Source organism: Mycobacterium paraffinicum (assembly GCF_001907675.1).
Taxonomy (GTDB): domain Bacteria; phylum Actinomycetota; class Actinomycetes; order Mycobacteriales; family Mycobacteriaceae; genus Mycobacterium; species Mycobacterium paraffinicum_A.
On record NZ_MPNT01000006.1, the window covers coordinates 118,443 to 136,507 of the forward strand.

Genomic DNA, 18,065 nt, shown 5'->3' on the forward strand with positions numbered 1-18,065 from the left:
TCTAGCGTCCCTGGAACTTCGCCTCGCGCCTGTCGCGGAACGCCGCCAATCCCTCCTTGAAATCCTCACTGCGGCTGGATAACTCAAGTGCCATCGCCTCGTTCTGCAGGTGACGGTCCAGGTCGAGCCCGTTGCCGCTGTGCAGCAGCCACTTGGTGAGCCCCAGCGCCACCGTCGGGGCGTCGGCAAGACCCCTGATCAGTTCGCTTGCGGCCGTTTCCAGTTCACCGACAGGGGCGGCGGTGTGAATGATGCCCCACTCGGCCGCGGTGGATCCGGGGATCTCCTTGCCGAGCATCAGGAGCTGCCGGGTGTGGACCAGGCCGACGAGCCGAGGCAGCAGCCAGGCCGCCCCGCTGTCGGGGGTGAAGCCCCGGGCCATGAAGGGTTCCCAGAACCGCGCGTCCTCGGCGGCGACGCAGAAGTCGGAAGCCAGTGCAATGTGAAACCCGAGACCGGCGGCCCAGCCCCGCACCACCGAGACGATGGGCACCTGAGTCTCGAGCATCAGCGGGATGAGCCGGTTCGCCTTGTTGGGCAGCCGGCGCTGTGTGCTGCCCACCCTGGGCTTTCGCTCGGAGCGGGTGTTGTTGGCGATCAGGTCGGAGCCGGCGCAGAAGTCGGGTCCCTCGGCGTCGATCCTGATGACACGAACGGACTCGTCGACACCCGCGGCGGCGAGATGCGCGATCATCGCGTCGAGCATTACGTCGTTGACCGCGTTCCGGCGATCGGCGCGCTCGAATCTCAGGCGCAAGGTCGCACCTTCTTGTTCGGCCCTGAGGCCTTCAACGCTGTCGTAACTCATGTGCTCAGGCTTCGGCGAATCGCGCCGACACGGCGGTGAGCAGGTCTGAGAGGTTGGTTGCCCGTCCGGGTGGATCGGGTAGCCGGACGGGTCCGTGTTCGCGGCTGGGCAGCAGAATTGTCGCGTTCCCCGGCGCCGTGATCTGGCCACGGTGGTTTGTCGCCGCCAGCTCGAGGTCGACGGCCGGCCGATTGTCCCCGGCGAGGTACTTGCGGACCACCTTTCCCGTGATGGTGTGTAAATCGCCGACGTAGTTGAAGAGGCGGAATTCGCACCCGAGCTTCCACAGCCAGCCGTCGTCACCCATCCAGTCGGTGCACAGGTGAATAAGCCACGACTCGCGCATCCGGCCGTAGTCGAAGGTGGTGGGGTTCCCCGCATTGCGGGCCGCCTCCGGTTCCCAGTGCACACGCTGCTGCGCATCCGGCACACCGTATTCGTTGGGCGTGTAGAAACGGGGAATGCGCTGCCGATTGCGCCACGCCAGCCGCAGGGGCCGCACCCCATACATCCCGGTTCCCATGCCGACATGCCAGCAGACCATGTCGGTGACCGTCAGCGGGCCTTTGGTCAAGGTGCCGATGTCGTCACCCTCGTCGACGTCCTCCCACCATCGCGGTTCGGCGCCACGCGGTGTTTCGCGCGCGTATCTGTCGTCCAATTCCGCGATTTCGTCCGGCGTCCACGACTTCAGTTCGACGGCCTCGTACTTCTTACGCCCGCGCGCCTTACTGCGTTCGGTGCGGATCATGTTGCGGTACTGCGCGCCCAAAATGACGCCTTCGTCGTCGCGGAACACCTGTGCCGACCACTCATGGACGGCCCGATCGGCGAATTCGCTGCTCTTGTCCAGGGCCGCGACCAGAGCGCTGCGTCGGAAGACGCGATGATTGGCACGCAGCGGCGCCCACCACTCGCGCGACGAAGACGCGTAGAAAGCATGGACGCCGCGCAGGGGGTCACCCTTGGTCAGCGCGCGGTCTCCGTCGGAGAGCGTGGTCACCTCGTCCTCGCCTATCAGGGTGTCGCCCCCGACGAGCGCGGGCGGTGCGATCGACTCAGCCCACACGGATTTGGCGGCGTACTCCGCGTCGGTCCACAGCGGGTTGGCGTCGCCGTAGCTCTCCGCCACGTGGCGGAAGCAGTCTTCATTGGGTCTGAAGTAATGCGGCGGCTGAGTATGGGGGACCGCGATGCCGATGGTGGCGCGCAACCGGGCCAATCCTTCGTCGGTAATCTGACCGGGTTCCGGCATGGAAATTAAGATACCCGAAAAGCGGAAACGCCGTTAACGCAGGGATGAGGATATGAGCGAGCAACCATCAGGCATCGTGGCGGCCGTCGGTGAGGACGGGGTGCTGCGAATCACCATCGACCGCGCTGATGTCGGAAATTCGTTGTCGCCCTTGGCCCGCGAGGCTCTCACCGAGGCGTTGGTCCTGGCCAACGACCGACCCGACGTCCGCGCCGTGCTGTTGAGCGCGACCGGTGACCGCCATTTCTGTGCCGGTGCGGGCTTGCCGTCGCAGACTGCGAACGCTGACACACAACCAAAACGCCTCTCGGAGAAGCGGCCCGGTGATATCGCTCGCATGCTCCAGCAAGGCTGGCAGCGATTGATTGCCTCGATATTGGATTGCGACAAACCCGTGGTGGCCGCTGTCAACGGCACGGCTGCCGGCGCCGGCGCCAGCTTGGTGCTGGCAGCCGATCTGGTGGTCATGTCAGCGCGGGCGAAGCTTGTGGAGGCGTTCGTGCACCGGGGGATCCTTCCCGATTCGGGGGCCGTCCACCTGCTGACGAGAATTGTCGGTCTGCGCAAGGCCACCGAACTCTTGATGCTCGGCGAACCGGTCGATGCTGCCACCTGCGAGAAGCTCGGGCTGGTCAATCGCGTGACCGCACCGGAAGACACCCGCGCGGTCGCCGAGGAACTCGCGGTACGGCTGGCCGCGGGCCCCACGGTGATGCTGGCACTGACCAAACGGCTGTTGAAAGTGTCGTCGGAGTCGGACCGACACCGCGCGTTCGAGCAAGAAGCCTGGGCACAGGAGGTGGTGTCACGCACCGTGGACCTCCAGGAGGGCCTCGCGTCGTTCGCCGAACGCAGGGAGCCCAAGTTCCTCGGTCGTTGACCGGTCGCGTATCAGGCGGCGGTGGGTCCGCCGCGAATGGTGAACGTGGCGCTGTCGTCGATCTCGTCGATCGACGATGCCACCGACTCCGCAGTCAAAGCCGTGTCCTCGATTCCCTTGGTGACGCCGATGAACACCCGGGAAACCTTCCCGGCGCCGACCGAGTAGATATGCGCGGTGCGGTCGCAGGAGCGATGACAGAGGTAGATCACCACCGGAGTGACGAGCTCGGGATGCATGGCCTTACCGGCCTCGCCCATGATGTCCTCGGTCATCCGCGTCCGCGCGATGGGGGCGATGGCGTTGACCGCGATGCCATTGCGGGCACCCTCGATGGCGAGCACGTGCATCATGCCGACAAGGCCCATCTTCGCGGCTCCGTAGTTGGCCTGACCGAAGTTGCCGAAAAGCCCGGTACCAGAAGTGGTCTGAACGATTCGTCCGTAATTCTGCGTCCGCATGATCGGCCACACCGCCCGTGTCACATTGAAGGCGCCGGCCAGGTGTACCGCTATGACCGCGTCGACTTGCTCGGCGGTCATGTTCTTGAAGGCCGCGTCGCGCAGAATCCCCGCGTTGTTCACCAGAATATCGACCTGACCGAAGGCGTCCATCGCCGCCCTGACGATCGCCGCGCCGCCCTCCTCGGTGGCCACCGAGTCGCCGTTGGCGATCGCGGTGCCGCCCGCGGCTGTGATCTCGTCGGCCACGGCTTGCGCTGCCGACGTCGACGCGCCGCTGCCGTCCACGCTGCTGCCCAGGTCGTTCACGACGACTCGGGCGCCACGCCGGGCGAGCTCGAGGGCGTGACAGCGGCCAAGGCCGCCGCCGGCACCGGTGACGATGGCCACCTGATTGTCGAAAGTCATTGACTGCATGGGTGAGAGGTTACATTTACTCAATCGAGAGCAGTAATTTGCATCGGAGGGACATCCATGACCGGCGCGACTGAATTGCTGCGGCATGCGCAGCGGCGTGCCGAGGCGCTGCGGCACCGGTACCGCGCGGCCGGCTTCTGGACCGGGGAGCCGGTTGACATGGTGCGGTCCGCTGCCACGCGGCATCCCGGCCACCCTGCCGTGGTGGACCGAGGCGCCGAGCTCACTTACGGTGAGCTGGACAAGCGCATCGATTCGGCCGCCCTCGCCATGGCCGACGCCGGAGTGGTCCGGGGCAGCGCAATCGTCCTGGTGGTCGGTAACGACGTGGACTCGGTCGTTGCGGTCCACGCGGCGCTGCGGGTGGACGCGGTGGTCCTGCTCGTGCCGCGCAGCGCCGGGGCGAAGCAGCTCGCCGACATCATCGCCCGCACCCGAGCGCGGGTCGGCGCGGCGCCGAATTGGACCGCGATCAGCCAGCCCGAACTATCGGGGCTTTGTCATTGGATCGAACTTGGCGACGGTGAGCGGGTGGGCGCCGAATCGCCGCGCCCCGCGCGGCCCGCCGACGAACCGTCCTTCGTGCTCTACACCTCGGGTACGACGTCTCGGCCCAAGGGCGTGATTCACTCGCTGAGCACATTGGCCAAGGCTTCGGCGAACTACATCGCGGCGGCAGGTCTGGGCGCGGAAGACCGGATCTTTTTGATCAGCCCGCTCGCATCGGTCACCGGGGTCGTGCAAGCGTTGTTCGTCGGTCCGATGCTCGCGATACCGGTGATCCTCGAGGACCGTTGGGATCCGTCGGCGACATGCGACCTGCTGGTCGCCTCCGGTGCGACGTGGTACGGCGGCCCGGACCGGCTGCTTGACCGCTTACTCGACGAGGCCGCTGCGCGCGATGCCGCGGTCCCGCTGCGCGCGGTCTATCTCGGTGGCACGACGCTGGACCGGCGGATCGTCGAACGCGTCGAACACGATTTCGGCATCGTCGTGATGCGCGCGTACGGGTCCTCGGAAGTGCCGGTCAGCACGTCCGGTCTGCGGGGCGAACCGCGGGTGGTGCGCCATGCCGATGACGGAGTGCCGCTCGACGACGTCGACGTCCGCATCGGATCCGTAGCGGAAGCCACCGAGTGCTGCATCAACGGGCCGCACACTTTTCTCGGTTATACCGATGCCCGCGACGACGAGCCGGCGTTCGACGGTGAGTGGTTCCGCACCGGCGATGTGGCGGAGATCGTCGGCGGGCGGGTGCGCATCGTCGGCCGGATCAAGGACATCGTGATCCGCAACGGGCTGAAGATCCCGGCGGCCGAAGTGGAGGAGGCCGTGTCGCGGATAGCTGGGGTCCGCGAATGTGCCGCCTATGCGGTTGCCGACGACACCACCGGGGAGCGGTTGGCCATGGCAATCGTCCTCGAGCCCGACGTCGAGATGACACTGGCCGAGGTCGCCGGGGTTCTCCTCTCCGCGGGGCTGCCGAAATACAAACTGCCAGAGGAGTTGGTGTTGTGGGACGAGCCGCTGCCCGTCAATGCCAACGGCAAGATCGACCGCGCCAAGCTCGACGCACGGTCGGTCGGGCGCCGGCGGCTGATCGCCGACCGCCTGGCGACTACGGGTTGACGGGCGCGGTCAACGGATCCTGGGCGGTGGCGGGGCGGAATACCGGCACGACGAATCCGTCGTCGTCTTCGCGGAAAGCGATCATCAGATCCAGGTCCGCGCGCAGGTCTTCGACGGCGCAGTCCTCCACGACCGTCATGAGCCGTGGTCCTTCCTCGAGGTCCACCATGGCCAGTACGTAGGGAGTGCGGGTGTCGAAGGGCGCGGCGTTCTGGCGGATGACGCTCCAGGTGTACAGCCGCGCGCGCCCGGTCGCCGGCGTCAATTCGACGTCCTCGCACCAACAGTGTGGGCAGAAGGGCCGTGTGTACAGCGAGGCCTCGCCGCAGGAGCGGCAGTGGTTGACCATCAGCCTGCGGCCTTGCGTGGCGGTCCACCAGGCCTGGCCGTCGGAATCGATCGTGGGCCGATCGGGCGCGGTCATCACTGCCTCCCGAGAATCATCGTGGCGCTGTGGGTGAAGAAGCCACCCATCGCGTGGACGCAGGCCAGACTGGCCCCGCTCACTTGGCGCGGTCCGCATTCGCCCCGTAACTGCCGGACCGCCTCGACCATGAGGAACATCCCTCGCATACCGGGATGGCAGGAGGCCAGCCCTCCTCCGTCGGTGTTGGTCGGGAGCGCCCCGCCCGGGCGCAGCGCACCGGACGCGATGAACGGCCCCCCTTCGCCCTTGGCGCAGAAGCCGAGATCTTCCACGGTCAGCAGCACGGTGGACGTGAAGGAGTCGTAGAGCTGGCACACATCGATGTCAGCCGGATTGACACCTGCTTGCGCGAATGCCCGAGGACCCGAGCGCGCGGCGGCCGACGTCGTGAAATCGGGCCATTGGCTCATGCTCACGTGGGATGTCGCGTCGGCCGCCCCGAGAATCCAGATCGGCTCTTTCGCACAATCCTTGGCCACCCGTTCGCTCGCTAGGACGACCGCGCCACCACCGTCGGTGCGCAGGCACACGTGCTTGGAGGTGAACGGGTCGGCCAGCGTCGGCGCGGCCTCGACGTCCGCGACGGTGATGCGGTCGCGCTCAAACGCGTTCTCGTTCATGGCGGCCCACTCGTGGGCCGCGACGGCGACTTCCGCCAATTGTTCGATCGTCGTGCCGAATTCGATCATGTGTCGCCTGGCCGCCATGGCGTACTTGGCGATCAACGTCGCCCCGTAAGGCGCCTCGTACTGCAGGGCGCCGCCGGTGCCCATCGCGGCGGCGGACGCGCGGGCCCGGCGCTTGACGTCCGAACGCGCGGTGGACCCGTAGGTCAGCAAGGCGACCTCGATTTCGCCCGCCGCGATCGCGGCCGCGGCGTGACTCGCCATCACTTCCCACGAGGATCCTCCGACATTGGTCGCGTCGACCCAATCGGGTCGTAGGCCCAGATACTCGCTGACTTCGACCGGCGGAAGTAACGCCCCGTGCGCGCCGAACCCGTCGATGTCTTGCTTCGTCAGGCCGGCATCGACGACCGCGCGCCGCGAGGACTGCGCCATCAGCGCCATGGCGGTCTTGTCGGGAACTCGGCCGCAGTCGGAAAGGGCCGCGCCCACGATGGCGACGCGATTCGACGGCATAGCTCATGGTTATCACACCCCCCACCGGCTCGATAACAGCAGTTCGCAGAAAGATGGAAACCGCATTCTCGTTCGGCTACCGTGAGCCTATGACGACGGCGCTGCGCGACGCCCTGCGCGGAGAATCGCTGGTGCTGTGCCTGGCTCTGCTCAACTCACGCACCCCAGATGTTCCGGCGGTGGCGGCGGCATGCGGGTACGACGCTGTGTATGTCGATCTGGAACACACATCCACGTCCCTGGAGAGCGCGCAGATGCTGTGCATGAGCGCGCTCGGAGCGGGGATCTCGGGTCTGGTGCGGGTGCCGTCGCACGATCCCAGCGTCATTGCCCGAGTATTGGATGGCGGTGCGGTGGGAGTCATTGTCCCGCACGTTAATTCAAAAGCCGAGGCGGAATCCGTCGTCCGCGCCGCGCGGTTTCCGCCGATCGGCCGTCGGTCGATTTCGGGTCCCAATGCGGTCAGCGGATTCCAGCAGCGTGCGGCGCCACAATTGGTGGAGGTGCTCGAACGGCGCACGGTCGTTGCCGTGATGGTCGAGACACCGCAAGCCGTCGATGCGGCCGAATCCATCGCCTCGGTGGACGGTGTCGACATGATCCTCGTCGGACCGAGCGATCTGACCGCCGAAATGGGCATCCACGGGCAGTATGAGAATCCTCATTTCCAGAGTGCAGTAGAATCGGTGGCGGCGGCTTGCCGTAGTCACGGCGTGGCGCTCGGGATGGCCGGAATAAAGTCCGTTGATCTGCTGACTCGGTTCGTCGGACTGGGATTGCGATTCATCTCGGCGGGGACTGACATCGGGATGATGACGGAGGCGGCCACAAAGCGCGCAGAAGCGCTGCGCGGGCTGGACGAGTTGCCGCGGGAACCGATTTGACGAGAGACCAATAGCGCAAGTGAGTCAACCCATCAGGAGGACCGGATGCCGACAGCCATCTACACCGAACCCGTCACTGACACGATGGCGTGGACTGGAGCCGACTTCACGAGCAAGGAGGACTTCGCCTTCGACCTGTCGGCCCGCAACGTGGCTGCCCTGGAATCGATCCTGGCCAAGACGGCGCACAAGGACCGGGATGACATCACTCCCGAGGACGCTCGGCACCCGGATCTCGATGACGACCTGGCCCGGCTCTACCGGGATCTGATGTTCGGCAAGGGCCTGGCGTGCGTCCGCGGGTTTCCCGTCGAAGAGCACTCGATCGAGGAACTCGAACGAATCTACTGGGCCTTCTGCACCCACCTCGGCTATCTCGTGTCGAACAATTCCTTCGGTCACCGGATGGTGCGTGTGCAGGAGGAAATCCTGCCAGGTGGCGTGCAACCGGCCCGCGGCACCAAGTCCCGGGCCGAGCTGGCCATGCACAACGATGCCGCCGACATCCTCGCGCTGCTGTGCGTGTATCCGGCGGCGCAGGGCGGGGAAAGCCAGTTCGCCAGCGGGCCCGCGGCACACAACCGGGTTCTCGCGGAGCGGCCGGACCTGCTCGAAGTGCTCTACCGGGGCTTCCCGCATCATCGGCGCAGCGAACAGCCCGACGACCAGCCTGACGTGACGCCCTACGATGTGCCCGTCTTCTCCCAAATCGACGGACGGATCTGCATCAACTTCACCTACAGCAGCATCCTGCCCGCGATGCACGCCCTGGGCCGTGAATTCACGCCGCAGGAGGTCGAAGCGGTGGAATTGCTGCGCAACATTCTGATCGAGCAGCAGGTCGAGTTTCGACTGGAATCCGGAGAGGCCGCAGTGGCCAACAATTTCGCGATGTGCCATTCGCGGTCCGACTTCGTCAGCAGCAATGATCCGAAGAAGGCGCGCTGCTTCCTGCGGGCGTGGATGGAAGTGCCGCGCGAAGACCGCCGGTTGCCGATCGGCCGCGAATATTTCCACATGGAGAACAAGGACCTGCGGCTCGGGTACGACGTCGTCGAGGGCCGAGACGGCGCCATCGCCCGCAACGACTACAAGAACGTCAACGCCGAACTGGCCGACATGTTCAAGGCGGCGCAGGCGAAACCCAAAGTCAAGAACACGTGAGCGATCGTCCGCGCCTGGTTTACGAGCGGTGGACGGATCCCGTCGCCGGCGAGATCCTCGAAACTGCCGACGTCGATCTGGTCAAGCTCGACTTGACGGCGGCCGACGGTCAGAACTGGGCCGCCTTGGAGTCCGCGCACGGGTACCAGGTGGCCACCCGCAGTGACGTGGCGGGATACGCCGACGGTGCACAGTGGCTGGCCGGGCCGGCTTTGTTGCGGCGGTGCGAAAAGCTTCTCGCCGTGTGCTCTGCGGGCGCGGGGTACGACGTCATCGACGTGGACGCGTGCACGCGCGCCGGAATTGCGGTGTGCAACAACTCCGGGCCGGGCGCGGAGGCGGTCGCCGAGCATGCGCTCGGTTTCATGCTCGACCTGGCCAAGAAGATCACGGCCGCCGACCGAATGCTGCGAGCCGGCCCCCTGAGCGACCGAATGGCGTTGCGCGGCAGTCAGTTGGCGGGCAAGACACTCGGCGTCATCGGACTCGGGGCAATCGGCGGGCGCCTGGTCGAGCTGTGCGCGCCGTTCGACATGGAGGTCCTGGTCTTCGACCCCTACCTCGACGAGGCGAGCGCGCAAGCACGTGGGGTGCGAGTCGTCACGCTTGCCGAACTCCTCGAGCGCTCAGACTTCGTTCAGGTGACCTGCCCGCTGACCCGTGAGACCGAGGGGCTGATCGGCGGCAAGCAATTTGCGGCGATGAAGCCGACCGCATTCTTCATCACCACGGCGCGCGGACCCGTCCATGACGAAGCCGCGTTGCTTGATGCGCTCACCAGCGGACGCATCGCCGGGGCGGGCCTGGATGTCTTCCACCAGGAACCACCGCGCCAGGACAATCCGCTGCTGCATCTCGAGAACGTGGTCGCAACACCACATACCGCGGGGATCACGGTCGAGGCTGCGCGCGATATCGCCGTCGCCACGGCCACGCAGTGGCAGGCGATTTTCGACGGCGGCATGCCGCCACGGCTGCTGAATCCCGATGTGTGGCCTCGCTTCTGCGACCGTTTTCAAGACGCGTTCGGATTTCGTCCCAGCGCCACAACCGCTTTGGAGAGCGGGGGTCGGATCAGGTGACTCAGTACGCAACGATCGATGTCGAGGTGAGGGGCCACACGGCGTGTGTGACCCTCAACCGTCCCGAGGTCCTCAACGCGATCAACGACGAGATGATCGCCGAGCTATCGATCGCCTACTCGGAAATCGAGCGTTCCCAGGACGTCTGGACGGTGATCGTCACCGGCGCCGGACGCGCCCTGTGCGTCGGAGCGGACGTCAACAAGGCGGCCGACCACGACATGGAGAACGCGGCCGGAATCGACAATCAGGGCGAGCCCATCCTCAGCTCGATGCGGCAGTGGGACGCTCCCCAGGAGGCGACGCCGCCGTGGCTGCAGATGACCAAGCCAATCATCTGTGCCGTCAATGGCATTGCCTGCGGAGCGGGACTGGACCTGGTGACGACCGCGGACATCACCGTCGCGTCGGAGCGCGCGACGTTGATGGATCCGCATGTCAGCATCGGTGTGACGTCCGGGCGCGAAGGCGTGCGGCTGGCCCGGATCCTGCCACTGCCGGTCGCGATGCGATTGATCTTGATGGGCAAGCATGAACGACTCGACGCCCAGCGCGCCTACGACTTGGGTATCTTCACCGAGCTGGTGGCGCACGACTCCTTGATGGACCGTGCGTGGGAGATAGCCGACATCGTCAATTCCAATGCGCCACTGGCGGTCCGCGGTTCACGGATGGCCGTGCGCAAGGGTCTCACGCTGCCGATCTATGAGGCCGAGCTGCTCGCCGAGAACTATCGCATGAAGGTTGCGCTGACCAAGGATGCGATCGAGGGACCGCGGGCCTTCCTGGAGAAGCGGAAGCCGGATTGGAAGGCGCGGTAGCGCTCGGAAAGCTACACCATGCCGAAGAACGTTTTGGCGTTGGTGGACAACACCTTCCGCTTCGTCTCATCGTCCAGGCCCTCCGTCGCCTTGTTGGCGACCTCTAAACTCCTCGGCCAGTTGGTGTCGTTGTGCGGGTAATCGGTTTCGAACATCAGCTGGTCTGGACCGACGAGATCGAGAATGCGGAACGCGACCGGGTCACCGAAGGTGGAAAAGTACACGCGCCCGGGCACCTGGTTGCTCGGCGGCTCGGTCAGCAGGGGATGGATGCCACCCCAGGTCCGGCGGTCTTCCCATACCTCGTCGACACGCTGCAGGTAGTAGGGGATCCAGCCGGCCTGCGCCTCGGCGAACGCGATCTTGAGGTTGGGAAACTGAACGAGCTTGGCCGAGAACAGCCAGTCGACCAGAGCGATTGTGCAGTTGACCGCCATGAGCGCGCTGGTGACCACGTGCGGAGAGTCGGGCGAGGACTTGGTGAGCGAAGAACTAGACCCGATGTGCAGCATGATGCCCACCTGGTTGCCCTCGCACGCGGCGAAAAACGGATCCCAGTAGCCGCTGTGGATGGACGGCAGGTCGAGGCGGCTGGGTAACTCGGAGAAGCACACCGCGCGCATGCCCTTTGCGGCAACCCTTTCGACCTCCTTGACGGCGAGTTCGACGTCCCACAGCGGGATGATTCCCAGCGGGATCAGTCGACCGTTTGAGCTACCGCCCCATTCGTCGATCTGGAAGTCGTTGTAGGCCTCGACGCAGAGCTTGGCAAGCTCTTTGTCCTTGCCGTACAGGAAACGCTGGCCGCAGAAGCGAACCAAGGTGTTGGGAAAGCAGGCTGACGCCTCGATGCCGGCGATGTCCATGTCCGCGAGCCGGTCCGCCGGACGGAAGCAACCCGGGCGCATCTCGTCGTAGGTGATCGGATCGGTGGTGAGTTCGTCAAGGTCGTAACCGGCGGCAGCGCTGATGAGCGGGATCGGTATGACCGCATCCTCATAGCGCCAGATATCCGCGTCACGGCCGTTGGCATCCTCGACGAATGCGACATCGGAAGTGACGCTTGGATCCATGCGGCCCTTGGAGCGAACGATCCGTGGCCCGATGTCGCGGTAGCGTTCCGGCAGCCTGCTTGTCCACAGATCGGCCGGCTCTACCAGGTGGTCGTCCGGAGACACGATCAGAATGTCTGCACTCAACGCTGCACTCCTTCGGTGGGCCGCGGCTTAAAGCTAGGATGCACTGATCCATAAGTGAGAATCACCGTTTCCAACGGTACCGCATGCTATTCGGCGCCATGCATCCGGGACGGGCCGGACTGCTGGGCCTGCGCGAGGAGAGATCCCGCTGTGCTCTCCCAGGGTGTGTGCGCCGATCGGGAACCGATAATTACGTAAGGCGATAATCAACATACACGTGTATGTAGGTCATACATTTTCTTCTGCGGCCGGGTATTCTTGTCGGCATTATGCCTACGAAGAAGCCCGCCGGCCGCGAGATCGAAACTGGCTTGGAACTGGTTGACAACAATGTTGAGGCGCCTGGCACGTGGCAGCAACGCACGATCGAGCGGCGCCTGAGCACGGCGAGGGCCCGCGCTCTCGCCCGCAGTTCGCGGTTTCTGGCCACCGCCTTGGAGTTGGTGGAGGAGTCGGGTAAGGCCGACTTCACGATCCAGACGCTCATCGACAGGTCGAACCTGAGCCTGCGGGCGTTCTACCAACACTTCGCGGGTAAAGAAGAACTGCTGTTGGCGCTGTACGAGAACGTCACGAGTCAGTTCACCGAAGACATCCGGCAGGAGGTCGCCGCGGCCGACGGCCCGATGGAGCAACTCGAGGCCTTTTGCCGAGGTGTGCTATCTCGCGCGGAGTCTTCAGAATCGGTCGGCGGCCGGGTCATGACCATCTACAACCTGAGCCTGGAAATCGAGCGGCCGGATGACTTTGCCAAAGTGTGGGAACCTCATCAGAAGCTGCTGACCAAGATCATCACGTCGTGTGCTCGAGCGGGCTTGGTGCGCACCGACATGACCCCCGCGCAGCTGGCCAGGTTACTGGACACCACGCTCACCGCACTCGCGCAGATCGGGGTCTTCCACTTGGGCGGCGGCAAGGGCCCCAAGCTGACGGAGGACCAGTTGTGGGCGTGGTGCAAGCAGGCCGTAACGCCGCCCGTCGAGGGCACCAGGGCCAGGCCTGCCCGCAAAGCGCCGCCACGGGCGGCCTCGTCGCGCCGGGTCAAGAAGTTAACGGGGTAGGCCGAGCCCTCGCTGGGCGATGATTGTTCGCTGGATCTCGCTGGTGCCTGCGTAGATGGTGGTGCCCAGCGAGAACCGCAGTGAGTGTTCGAACCGCCCGTGCTCTGGAGCGGTCGGCTCGAGATAGCTGCGCAAGCCGTCAGCGCCGACCATTTCGACCACGTCTTGGCTGGCGCGTTCGAGCGCCTCGGTACTGAACACCTTGGACATCGGTCCCTCGGCCACCGGTATGTCGCCCTGTTCGTGCATCCATACGCATCGTCGCTGCAGCAGCATCGACACCTCGGTCTCCATGGCGACTCGGGCAAGCCGGCGCCTGACGTCGGCATTGGCGATGGCCGGTGCGCCATCGTCGGATCGGGTGCTGGCGGCCCAGTGTTCGGCATGATTTAACAGCCGAATGAGGTGCGGGCCCCATCCGGATGCGTGCTCATACCGCAGCGAAAGCCCTAGCACTTCCCAGCCGCCGTCGATTTCGCCAATTCGCCACTCGTCGCCGACGCGGACATCGCTGTAGAACGTGATGTTGGTCCGTTCTCCGGAGAGAGTCCAGACTGCCTGTGCCTCAAAGCCATCCGAGGCGCAAGGCACGAGAAACATCGTCAGGCCTTTGTGCTTGGGCTTGTCGGGACTGGTGCGTGCGAGCAGGAATATGAAGTCGGCGATGTGACCGTTCGTGGTGAACATCTTGGAACCGTTGATCACCCAGTCCGCATCTCCTCCAGATCCGTCGCGGACCGCCTTGGTGGCAGCCGCCGCGACGTCCGACCCGCACTCGGGTTCGGTGAAGCCGAGCGCGATGGTGATGTCGCCGTTGATGGCTCCGGGCAGGATCCGATCCTTCAACTCGGGGGTGCCGATTTCGCGGATGATCGACGCCACCATTCTGGTCGTCTCGGAGAGGTACACCGGTGCGTCACAGCGCATGAGCTCCTCCTTGAGGACCTGCTCGTCCCATGCGTTGCGGTTCTGTCCGCCCAATTCGACGGGCCAGCAGGGGGCGAAATACCCCTTGTCGACGAGACCCTTGGCGAACGCGTCGTCGTGTGCGACGCCACTGCGGTAGATGCGCTCCTCGAACTCGGGGCTCAACACGTCACGAAGGTGGTCGCGGACGCCGTCGCGGAAGGTCGCGGTGTCGGCGTCGAGGTGAAAATGCATAGGCGTGGGCCAATCTGTCGTCGCATGCGGTAATGCTAATCTCAAATCTGAGAGTAACCATATCCGCACGTGAGGGACTGACCGTCGTGGACCTGAGCTTAACGAGCGAACAGCGGCAGCTGGTGGATTCTTTCGCCGCACTGTTCACCCGCGAGTCGACCTCCGAGCGCATCCGGGCGGCCGAGCCGTCGGGCTTCGATCTCAAGCTGTGGAAGGCGCTGCTCGATACCGGTGCGGTTGAGATGGCAGTCGGTGAGGCCGATGGCGGATGGGGCGCCTCCGAATTGGAACTCGCGTTGATCGCCGAACAGTTTGGCCGCGCAGTTGCATCGGCACCGATCATCGAAGCGCAGGTCGCCGCCCGGACGCTGTCCGAGTCCGGGGAGACCGGCGCCGGGCTGCTGAGCGAGGTCCTTGCCGGCGAAAGACTGGCCACGTTCGCGCCCCGCGCCGCATGCGATGGGCGGTTGAGCCTGGTGCCCGCAGGGGCGGTGGCAGACCACGTAGTCGCCCTGTCGGAGGGTCGGCTGCTGGCAGCGCCGATCGGAGACGGCCGCACCGCGGTGGGAAATCTCGCGTCAATGCCCTTGGCCGACATCACAATTGGGGATGACTTCGTTGTGCTCGCCGACGGAGCAGGGGCGCGTGAATTATTTTCGCGGGCGCTCGACCTGTGGCTGGCGATGACCGCCGTCGCGTTGGCCGGCGCCGCCAAGAGGGCCGTGGAGATCGGCGTCGACTACGCCAAACAACGCCACGCATTCGGCGCCGCAATCGGTTCCTTCCAAGCCGTGTCGCACCCGCTGGCCGACAGCGCCACCGCCGCCGACGGGGCCAGGTTGCTCGGGCTGAAGGCGGCCTGCGCCTTCGCCGACGAGCCGGACCGTGTTCGCGAACTGGCGGCCATGGCCTTCGCGTTCGCCTACGAGACGGCGCGGGATGCGACGCGGCGCAGCCTGCACATCCACGGCGGATACGGGTTCGGTATGGAGGGTGACATCCAGTTGTACTACCGCCGGGTCCGCGGCTGGGCAATGGTCTTCGGCGATCCCGTGACCGCATTGGACCGCTTCGCCGACGCGCGTTACGGCGTCGCCGCCGGCTGATCGGGACCCCGGGGCACCAGGATCGCGAAGCTCAACGTCGCCCGTGCCGCGAGCCGGTCTCGACCGACGTCGAATACGTCGACACCGACGACGATCATCCGTTTTCCCGCCCGGAGCAGAGTGGCGCTCGCCCGCGCGGGGCCCTCGACAATCGGCGCCAGGAAATGGATCGACATGTCCGCGGTGCCCGCACCGCTACCGTCACCCGCGTGCTTGACGGCAAGCCGGCCCCCGGCCACGTCGATGAGCGTGGCGACCAACCCGCCCTGCAGCGCCCCACGGTAGTTCACCAGGTCCGGCCGGTTGTGCAGGTCGACGACGACCGACTCATTGGTGTCGACCACGTCGTAGAACGGCAGCTGGCCGAACAGGTGACCGCGAATGGTCACCGCCATCGGTTGTGGCGCCGCGTGATCGGACGACGATTCGGCGGTCACGCGTCCGACCGGACCTGGTCCTTGACCGCCAGGACAATCGGGGGAGCGGTCCGCCAATTCGGTACCCCTTGAGCCTCACCGGCAGTGGGAACCTTGTCCTCCCGGATCTGCGCCCAATGAGAGTGATTCAGTTGGTGCAACGAGAAACATGATTGCAGCGCGTTGTAGAAGCCCATGTTGTCGACCGACTGGTTCACCGACTCCTTGATCAGTAGGGCCGCCATTGTGGGCACTTCGGCGATGCGCCTTGCCAGCTCGAGGGTGCGCTCGGGCAGCTCGTGGCGCTTGAAGATCTTGCTGACCATGCCGAGGCGGTAGGCCTCTTCGATCCCGATCGCATCGCCGGTGAGCATGAGTTCCTTGGTGCGCCGGGGACCGAACTCCCAGGGGTGGCCGAAGTATTCCATCCCGCACATGCCCAACCGGGTACCGACCACGTCGGCGAAGCGCACTTCTTCGCTTCCGACGATGAGGTCGCAGGCCCAGATCAGCATGAGTCCCGCCGAGAACACATCGCCGTGCACCTGCGCGAGGGTGATCTTGCGGAGGTTGCGCCACCGAAGGTTGTTCTGAAAGAAGTAGTGCCATTCCTGCAGCATGGTTCTCTCCGCACCGTCGCGGGTCCCGCCGTTGATCGTCACGGTGGGGTGCTGGCCCGGACCCGGGGAGAATTCGGCGCGCGCTTGTGCCGAACCGATATCGTGACCGGACGAGAACATCGGGCCCTCGCCGGCGAGGATGACCACGCGGACGGTGTCGTCGGTCTCCGCCCGCGCAAACGCCTCGTCGAGTTCGACCAGCATGCCGCGGTTCTGGGCGTTGCGCTGCTCGGGGCGGTTCAGCGAAATCCGGATGATCATGCCGTCGTCTAAGGTCTCCCACTTCAAGAATTCGTAATCGTTCACCGCTGGCCCTGCTTCCTCGTCCACGTTCGGTAATGGTGTTATCTGAGTATGAGAAGATATGTTCTCACGCTTGGGCCGATGGCGGCCGGAAGGGGTGCCGATGGCGGCCGGTCAACGAAAGCCACGAGTGATTCTTTGGGGGCCGGGTCAGGTCGGTGTCGGCGCGCTGCGTGCCCTCATCGCGCACCCTGGGCTGGAGTTGGCCGCCGTGGTGGTCCACGCCGAAGCCAAGGACGGCAGGGACGCCGGTGACCTGTGTGGAATGCCGGCGACCGGCGTCATTGCCACTCGCGATATCGGTGCCGCCTTATCGACGGACGCGGATGTGGTGGCCTATTTCGCCTCGGGGGACTATCGCTACCGCGAGGCGGCGCAGGACATCGCGCGCTGCCTGCGCTCGGGCAAGGATGTGGTGTGCACCTCGCTGGTGCCGATGTGCTACCCGCCCGCCGCGGACAAAGAAACGGTCGAACTCCTCGAGGAGGCCTGCGCCGAGGGCGGCACCAGCTTCTTCAACAGCGGTGTCGACCCCGGGTGGGCCAACGACGTGATCGCGCTGACCATGACAGGCTTCAGCAGCCGCGTCGACACCATCACCATGCTCGAGATACTGGACTATGGGCCCATCAACCAACCCGACATCATGTTCGACTTCATGGGTTTCGGTCGCCACCCCGACCATCCGGCGCCGCTGTTCGACACCGAGCGCCTCGCCGCACTGTGGGCGCCAACCGTGCATCTCGTTGCCGACGGCGTTGGCCTGCCGCTCGATTCCGTCGAGACAACGATTGAGAAGTGGGTTGCCACAACCCGATACGAGGTCGCGTCGGGGTGGGTCGAGCCTGGGACGGTGGGGGGCATGCGATTCAAACTGGTCGGAATGGTGGACCGCGAGGAGCGTGTCACGCTCGAACACGTCACTCGCATGGGTGAAGACGCCGCGCCCGACTGGCCCCGGCACCCGTCACCGCACGGCGGTTACCGGGTCATCGTCGACGGTCTGCCCACCTACACCGTGGACATCGAGATGCACGGCCGCGGGAACAACATGCGCGGCCTGACCTACGCGACGGTCATGCGCGAACTGAACGCCATTCCCGCCGTGATGGCCGCGCCGCCCGGCTTGCTGTCGACCCTCGATTTGCCTCTGGTCACCGGTCCGGTGCGCGGCGGAACCTGGCGGGGTGTGTTGCCTGCGAAGGGGAAGTGAGTGGACGAGAACGTCG

18 protein-coding genes are annotated in these 18,065 nt (G+C 65.4%); 9 read left to right on the forward strand and 9 right to left on the reverse strand.

All coding sequences use genetic code 11. The features are described 5' to 3' along the window. Position 1: 1 nt before the first annotated feature. Positions 2 to 808, reverse strand: coding sequence for an enoyl-CoA hydratase/isomerase family protein (locus BRW65_RS09150; RefSeq protein WP_073873729.1), 807 nt, complete (start codon positions 806 to 808; stop codon positions 2 to 4). Positions 809 to 812: 4 nt separating this feature from the next. After that, on the reverse strand, positions 813 to 2,063 hold the full coding sequence (locus tag BRW65_RS09155) for a hypothetical protein (RefSeq protein WP_073873731.1): 1,251 nt from the start codon (positions 2,061 to 2,063) through the stop codon (positions 813 to 815). Positions 2,064 to 2,115: 52 nt separating this feature from the next. Here BRW65_RS09155 and BRW65_RS09160 point away from each other — a divergent pair, with 52 nt between their 5' ends. Then, complete coding sequence (locus BRW65_RS09160) at positions 2,116 to 2,943, forward strand: enoyl-CoA hydratase/isomerase family protein (protein WP_073873733.1); 828 nt, start codon at positions 2,116 to 2,118, stop codon at positions 2,941 to 2,943. A gap of 11 nt (positions 2,944 to 2,954) precedes the next feature. Here the strand turns inward: BRW65_RS09160 and BRW65_RS09165 are convergent, their stop codons facing one another. Continuing rightward, the gene (locus tag BRW65_RS09165) at positions 2,955 to 3,821 is read right to left on the reverse strand and encodes an SDR family oxidoreductase (protein WP_073873735.1); all 867 of its coding nucleotides are present in this window, start codon (positions 3,819 to 3,821) and stop codon (positions 2,955 to 2,957) included. Between the two features lie 108 nt (positions 3,822 to 3,929). Between BRW65_RS09165 and BRW65_RS09170 the strand changes: the two genes are divergently transcribed. Further along, positions 3,930 to 5,450 (forward strand): class I adenylate-forming enzyme family protein, encoded by a 1,521-nt coding sequence (locus BRW65_RS09170; protein WP_084187783.1) that lies wholly within the window; start codon positions 3,930 to 3,932, stop codon positions 5,448 to 5,450. Here BRW65_RS09170 and BRW65_RS09175 read toward each other — a convergent pair. Continuing rightward, a complete protein-coding gene (locus tag BRW65_RS09175; RefSeq protein WP_073873739.1) occupies positions 5,440 to 5,874 on the reverse strand; it encodes a Zn-ribbon domain-containing OB-fold protein in 435 nt (144 codons plus the stop codon). The two genes, BRW65_RS09170 and BRW65_RS09175, sit on opposite strands and share 11 nt — an antisense overlap. Then, positions 5,874 to 7,019 (reverse strand): acetyl-CoA acetyltransferase, encoded by a 1,146-nt coding sequence (locus BRW65_RS09180; RefSeq protein ID WP_073873742.1) that lies wholly within the window; start codon positions 7,017 to 7,019, stop codon positions 5,874 to 5,876. Before BRW65_RS09180 ends, BRW65_RS09175 begins: the two co-directional genes overlap by 1 nt. A gap of 53 nt (positions 7,020 to 7,072) precedes the next feature. Between BRW65_RS09180 and BRW65_RS09185 the strand changes: the two genes are divergently transcribed. The 4 genes from BRW65_RS09185 to BRW65_RS09200 are packed head-to-tail and all read left to right on the forward strand — an operon-like array spanning position 7,073 to position 10,970. After that, positions 7,073 to 7,903, forward strand: a complete 831-nt coding sequence (locus BRW65_RS09185) for an HpcH/HpaI aldolase family protein (RefSeq protein ID WP_073873744.1) — start codon at positions 7,073 to 7,075, stop codon at positions 7,901 to 7,903. Between the two features lie 45 nt (positions 7,904 to 7,948). Next, entirely contained in the window at positions 7,949 to 9,067 is a 1,119-nt protein-coding gene (locus BRW65_RS09190) for a TauD/TfdA family dioxygenase (protein WP_073873745.1), read from the forward strand. Then, the gene (locus BRW65_RS09195) at positions 9,064 to 10,149 is read left to right on the forward strand and encodes a hydroxyacid dehydrogenase (protein WP_073873747.1); all 1,086 of its coding nucleotides are present in this window, start codon (positions 9,064 to 9,066) and stop codon (positions 10,147 to 10,149) included. Before BRW65_RS09190 ends, BRW65_RS09195 begins: the two co-directional genes overlap by 4 nt. Continuing rightward, positions 10,146 to 10,970: an enoyl-CoA hydratase/isomerase family protein gene (locus BRW65_RS09200; RefSeq protein ID WP_073873749.1), complete on the forward strand. Its 825-nt coding sequence runs from the start codon at positions 10,146 to 10,148 to the stop codon at positions 10,968 to 10,970. Before BRW65_RS09195 ends, BRW65_RS09200 begins: the two co-directional genes overlap by 4 nt. Positions 10,971 to 10,981: 11 nt before the next feature. On the opposite strand, the gene BRW65_RS09205 is transcribed toward BRW65_RS09200, so the two are convergent. Beyond that, complete coding sequence (locus BRW65_RS09205; RefSeq protein ID WP_073873751.1) at positions 10,982 to 12,169, reverse strand: amidohydrolase family protein; 1,188 nt, start codon at positions 12,167 to 12,169, stop codon at positions 10,982 to 10,984. Between the two features lie 269 nt (positions 12,170 to 12,438). Between BRW65_RS09205 and BRW65_RS09210 the strand changes: the two genes are divergently transcribed. Beyond that, positions 12,439 to 13,230 (forward strand): TetR/AcrR family transcriptional regulator, encoded by a 792-nt coding sequence (locus BRW65_RS09210; protein ID WP_073873753.1) that lies wholly within the window; start codon positions 12,439 to 12,441, stop codon positions 13,228 to 13,230. On the opposite strand, the gene BRW65_RS09215 is transcribed toward BRW65_RS09210, so the two are convergent. Then, on the reverse strand, positions 13,219 to 14,391 hold the full coding sequence (locus BRW65_RS09215) for an acyl-CoA dehydrogenase family protein (protein WP_073873755.1): 1,173 nt from the start codon (positions 14,389 to 14,391) through the stop codon (positions 13,219 to 13,221). The two genes, BRW65_RS09210 and BRW65_RS09215, sit on opposite strands and share 12 nt — an antisense overlap. 86 nt (positions 14,392 to 14,477) lie before the next feature. Here BRW65_RS09215 and BRW65_RS09220 point away from each other — a divergent pair, with 86 nt between their 5' ends. After that, positions 14,478 to 15,497, forward strand: coding sequence for an acyl-CoA dehydrogenase family protein (locus BRW65_RS09220; RefSeq protein WP_073873757.1), 1,020 nt, complete (start codon positions 14,478 to 14,480; stop codon positions 15,495 to 15,497). Here BRW65_RS09220 and BRW65_RS09225 read toward each other — a convergent pair. Together BRW65_RS09225 and BRW65_RS09230 are read right to left on the reverse strand one after the other, a co-directional pair. Then, on the reverse strand, positions 15,476 to 15,892 hold the full coding sequence (locus tag BRW65_RS09225) for a PaaI family thioesterase (protein WP_073873917.1): 417 nt from the start codon (positions 15,890 to 15,892) through the stop codon (positions 15,476 to 15,478). The two genes, BRW65_RS09220 and BRW65_RS09225, sit on opposite strands and share 22 nt — an antisense overlap. Positions 15,893 to 15,930: 38 nt before the next feature. Beyond that, complete coding sequence (locus BRW65_RS09230; protein ID WP_073873759.1) at positions 15,931 to 16,839, reverse strand: enoyl-CoA hydratase; 909 nt, start codon at positions 16,837 to 16,839, stop codon at positions 15,931 to 15,933. A gap of 127 nt (positions 16,840 to 16,966) precedes the next feature. On the opposite strand from BRW65_RS09230, the gene BRW65_RS09235 reads away from it, so the two are divergent. Then, on the forward strand, positions 16,967 to 18,049 hold the full coding sequence (locus BRW65_RS09235; protein ID WP_073873761.1) for an NAD(P)H-dependent amine dehydrogenase family protein: 1,083 nt from the start codon (positions 16,967 to 16,969) through the stop codon (positions 18,047 to 18,049). The last annotated feature ends 16 nt before the right edge of the window (positions 18,050 to 18,065 follow it).

Excerpts from the sequence above, each read along its gene's own strand:
- BRW65_RS09150 (WP_073873729.1), bottom strand. The coding sequence starts at position 808 with ATGAGTTACGACAGCGTTGAAGGCCTCAGGGCCGAACAAGAAGGTGCG.
- BRW65_RS09155 (WP_073873731.1), bottom strand. The coding sequence starts at position 2,063 with ATGCCGGAACCCGGTCAGATTACCGACGAAGGATTGGCCCGGTTGCGC.
- BRW65_RS09160 (WP_073873733.1), top strand. The coding sequence starts at position 2,116 with ATGAGCGAGCAACCATCAGGCATCGTGGCGGCCGTCGGTGAGGACGGG.
- BRW65_RS09165 (WP_073873735.1), bottom strand. The coding sequence starts at position 3,821 with ATGCAGTCAATGACTTTCGACAATCAGGTGGCCATCGTCACCGGTGCC.
- BRW65_RS09175 (WP_073873739.1), bottom strand. The coding sequence starts at position 5,874 with ATGACCGCGCCCGATCGGCCCACGATCGATTCCGACGGCCAGGCCTGG.
- BRW65_RS09180 (WP_073873742.1), bottom strand. The coding sequence starts at position 7,019 with ATGCCGTCGAATCGCGTCGCCATCGTGGGCGCGGCCCTTTCCGACTGC.
- BRW65_RS09185 (WP_073873744.1), top strand. The coding sequence starts at position 7,073 with ATGGAAACCGCATTCTCGTTCGGCTACCGTGAGCCTATGACGACGGCG.
- BRW65_RS09190 (WP_073873745.1), top strand. The coding sequence starts at position 7,949 with ATGCCGACAGCCATCTACACCGAACCCGTCACTGACACGATGGCGTGG.
- BRW65_RS09210 (WP_073873753.1), top strand. The coding sequence starts at position 12,439 with ATGCCTACGAAGAAGCCCGCCGGCCGCGAGATCGAAACTGGCTTGGAA.
- BRW65_RS09215 (WP_073873755.1), bottom strand. The coding sequence starts at position 14,391 with ATGCATTTTCACCTCGACGCCGACACCGCGACCTTCCGCGACGGCGTC.
- BRW65_RS09225 (WP_073873917.1), bottom strand. The coding sequence starts at position 15,892 with ATGGCGGTGACCATTCGCGGTCACCTGTTCGGCCAGCTGCCGTTCTAC.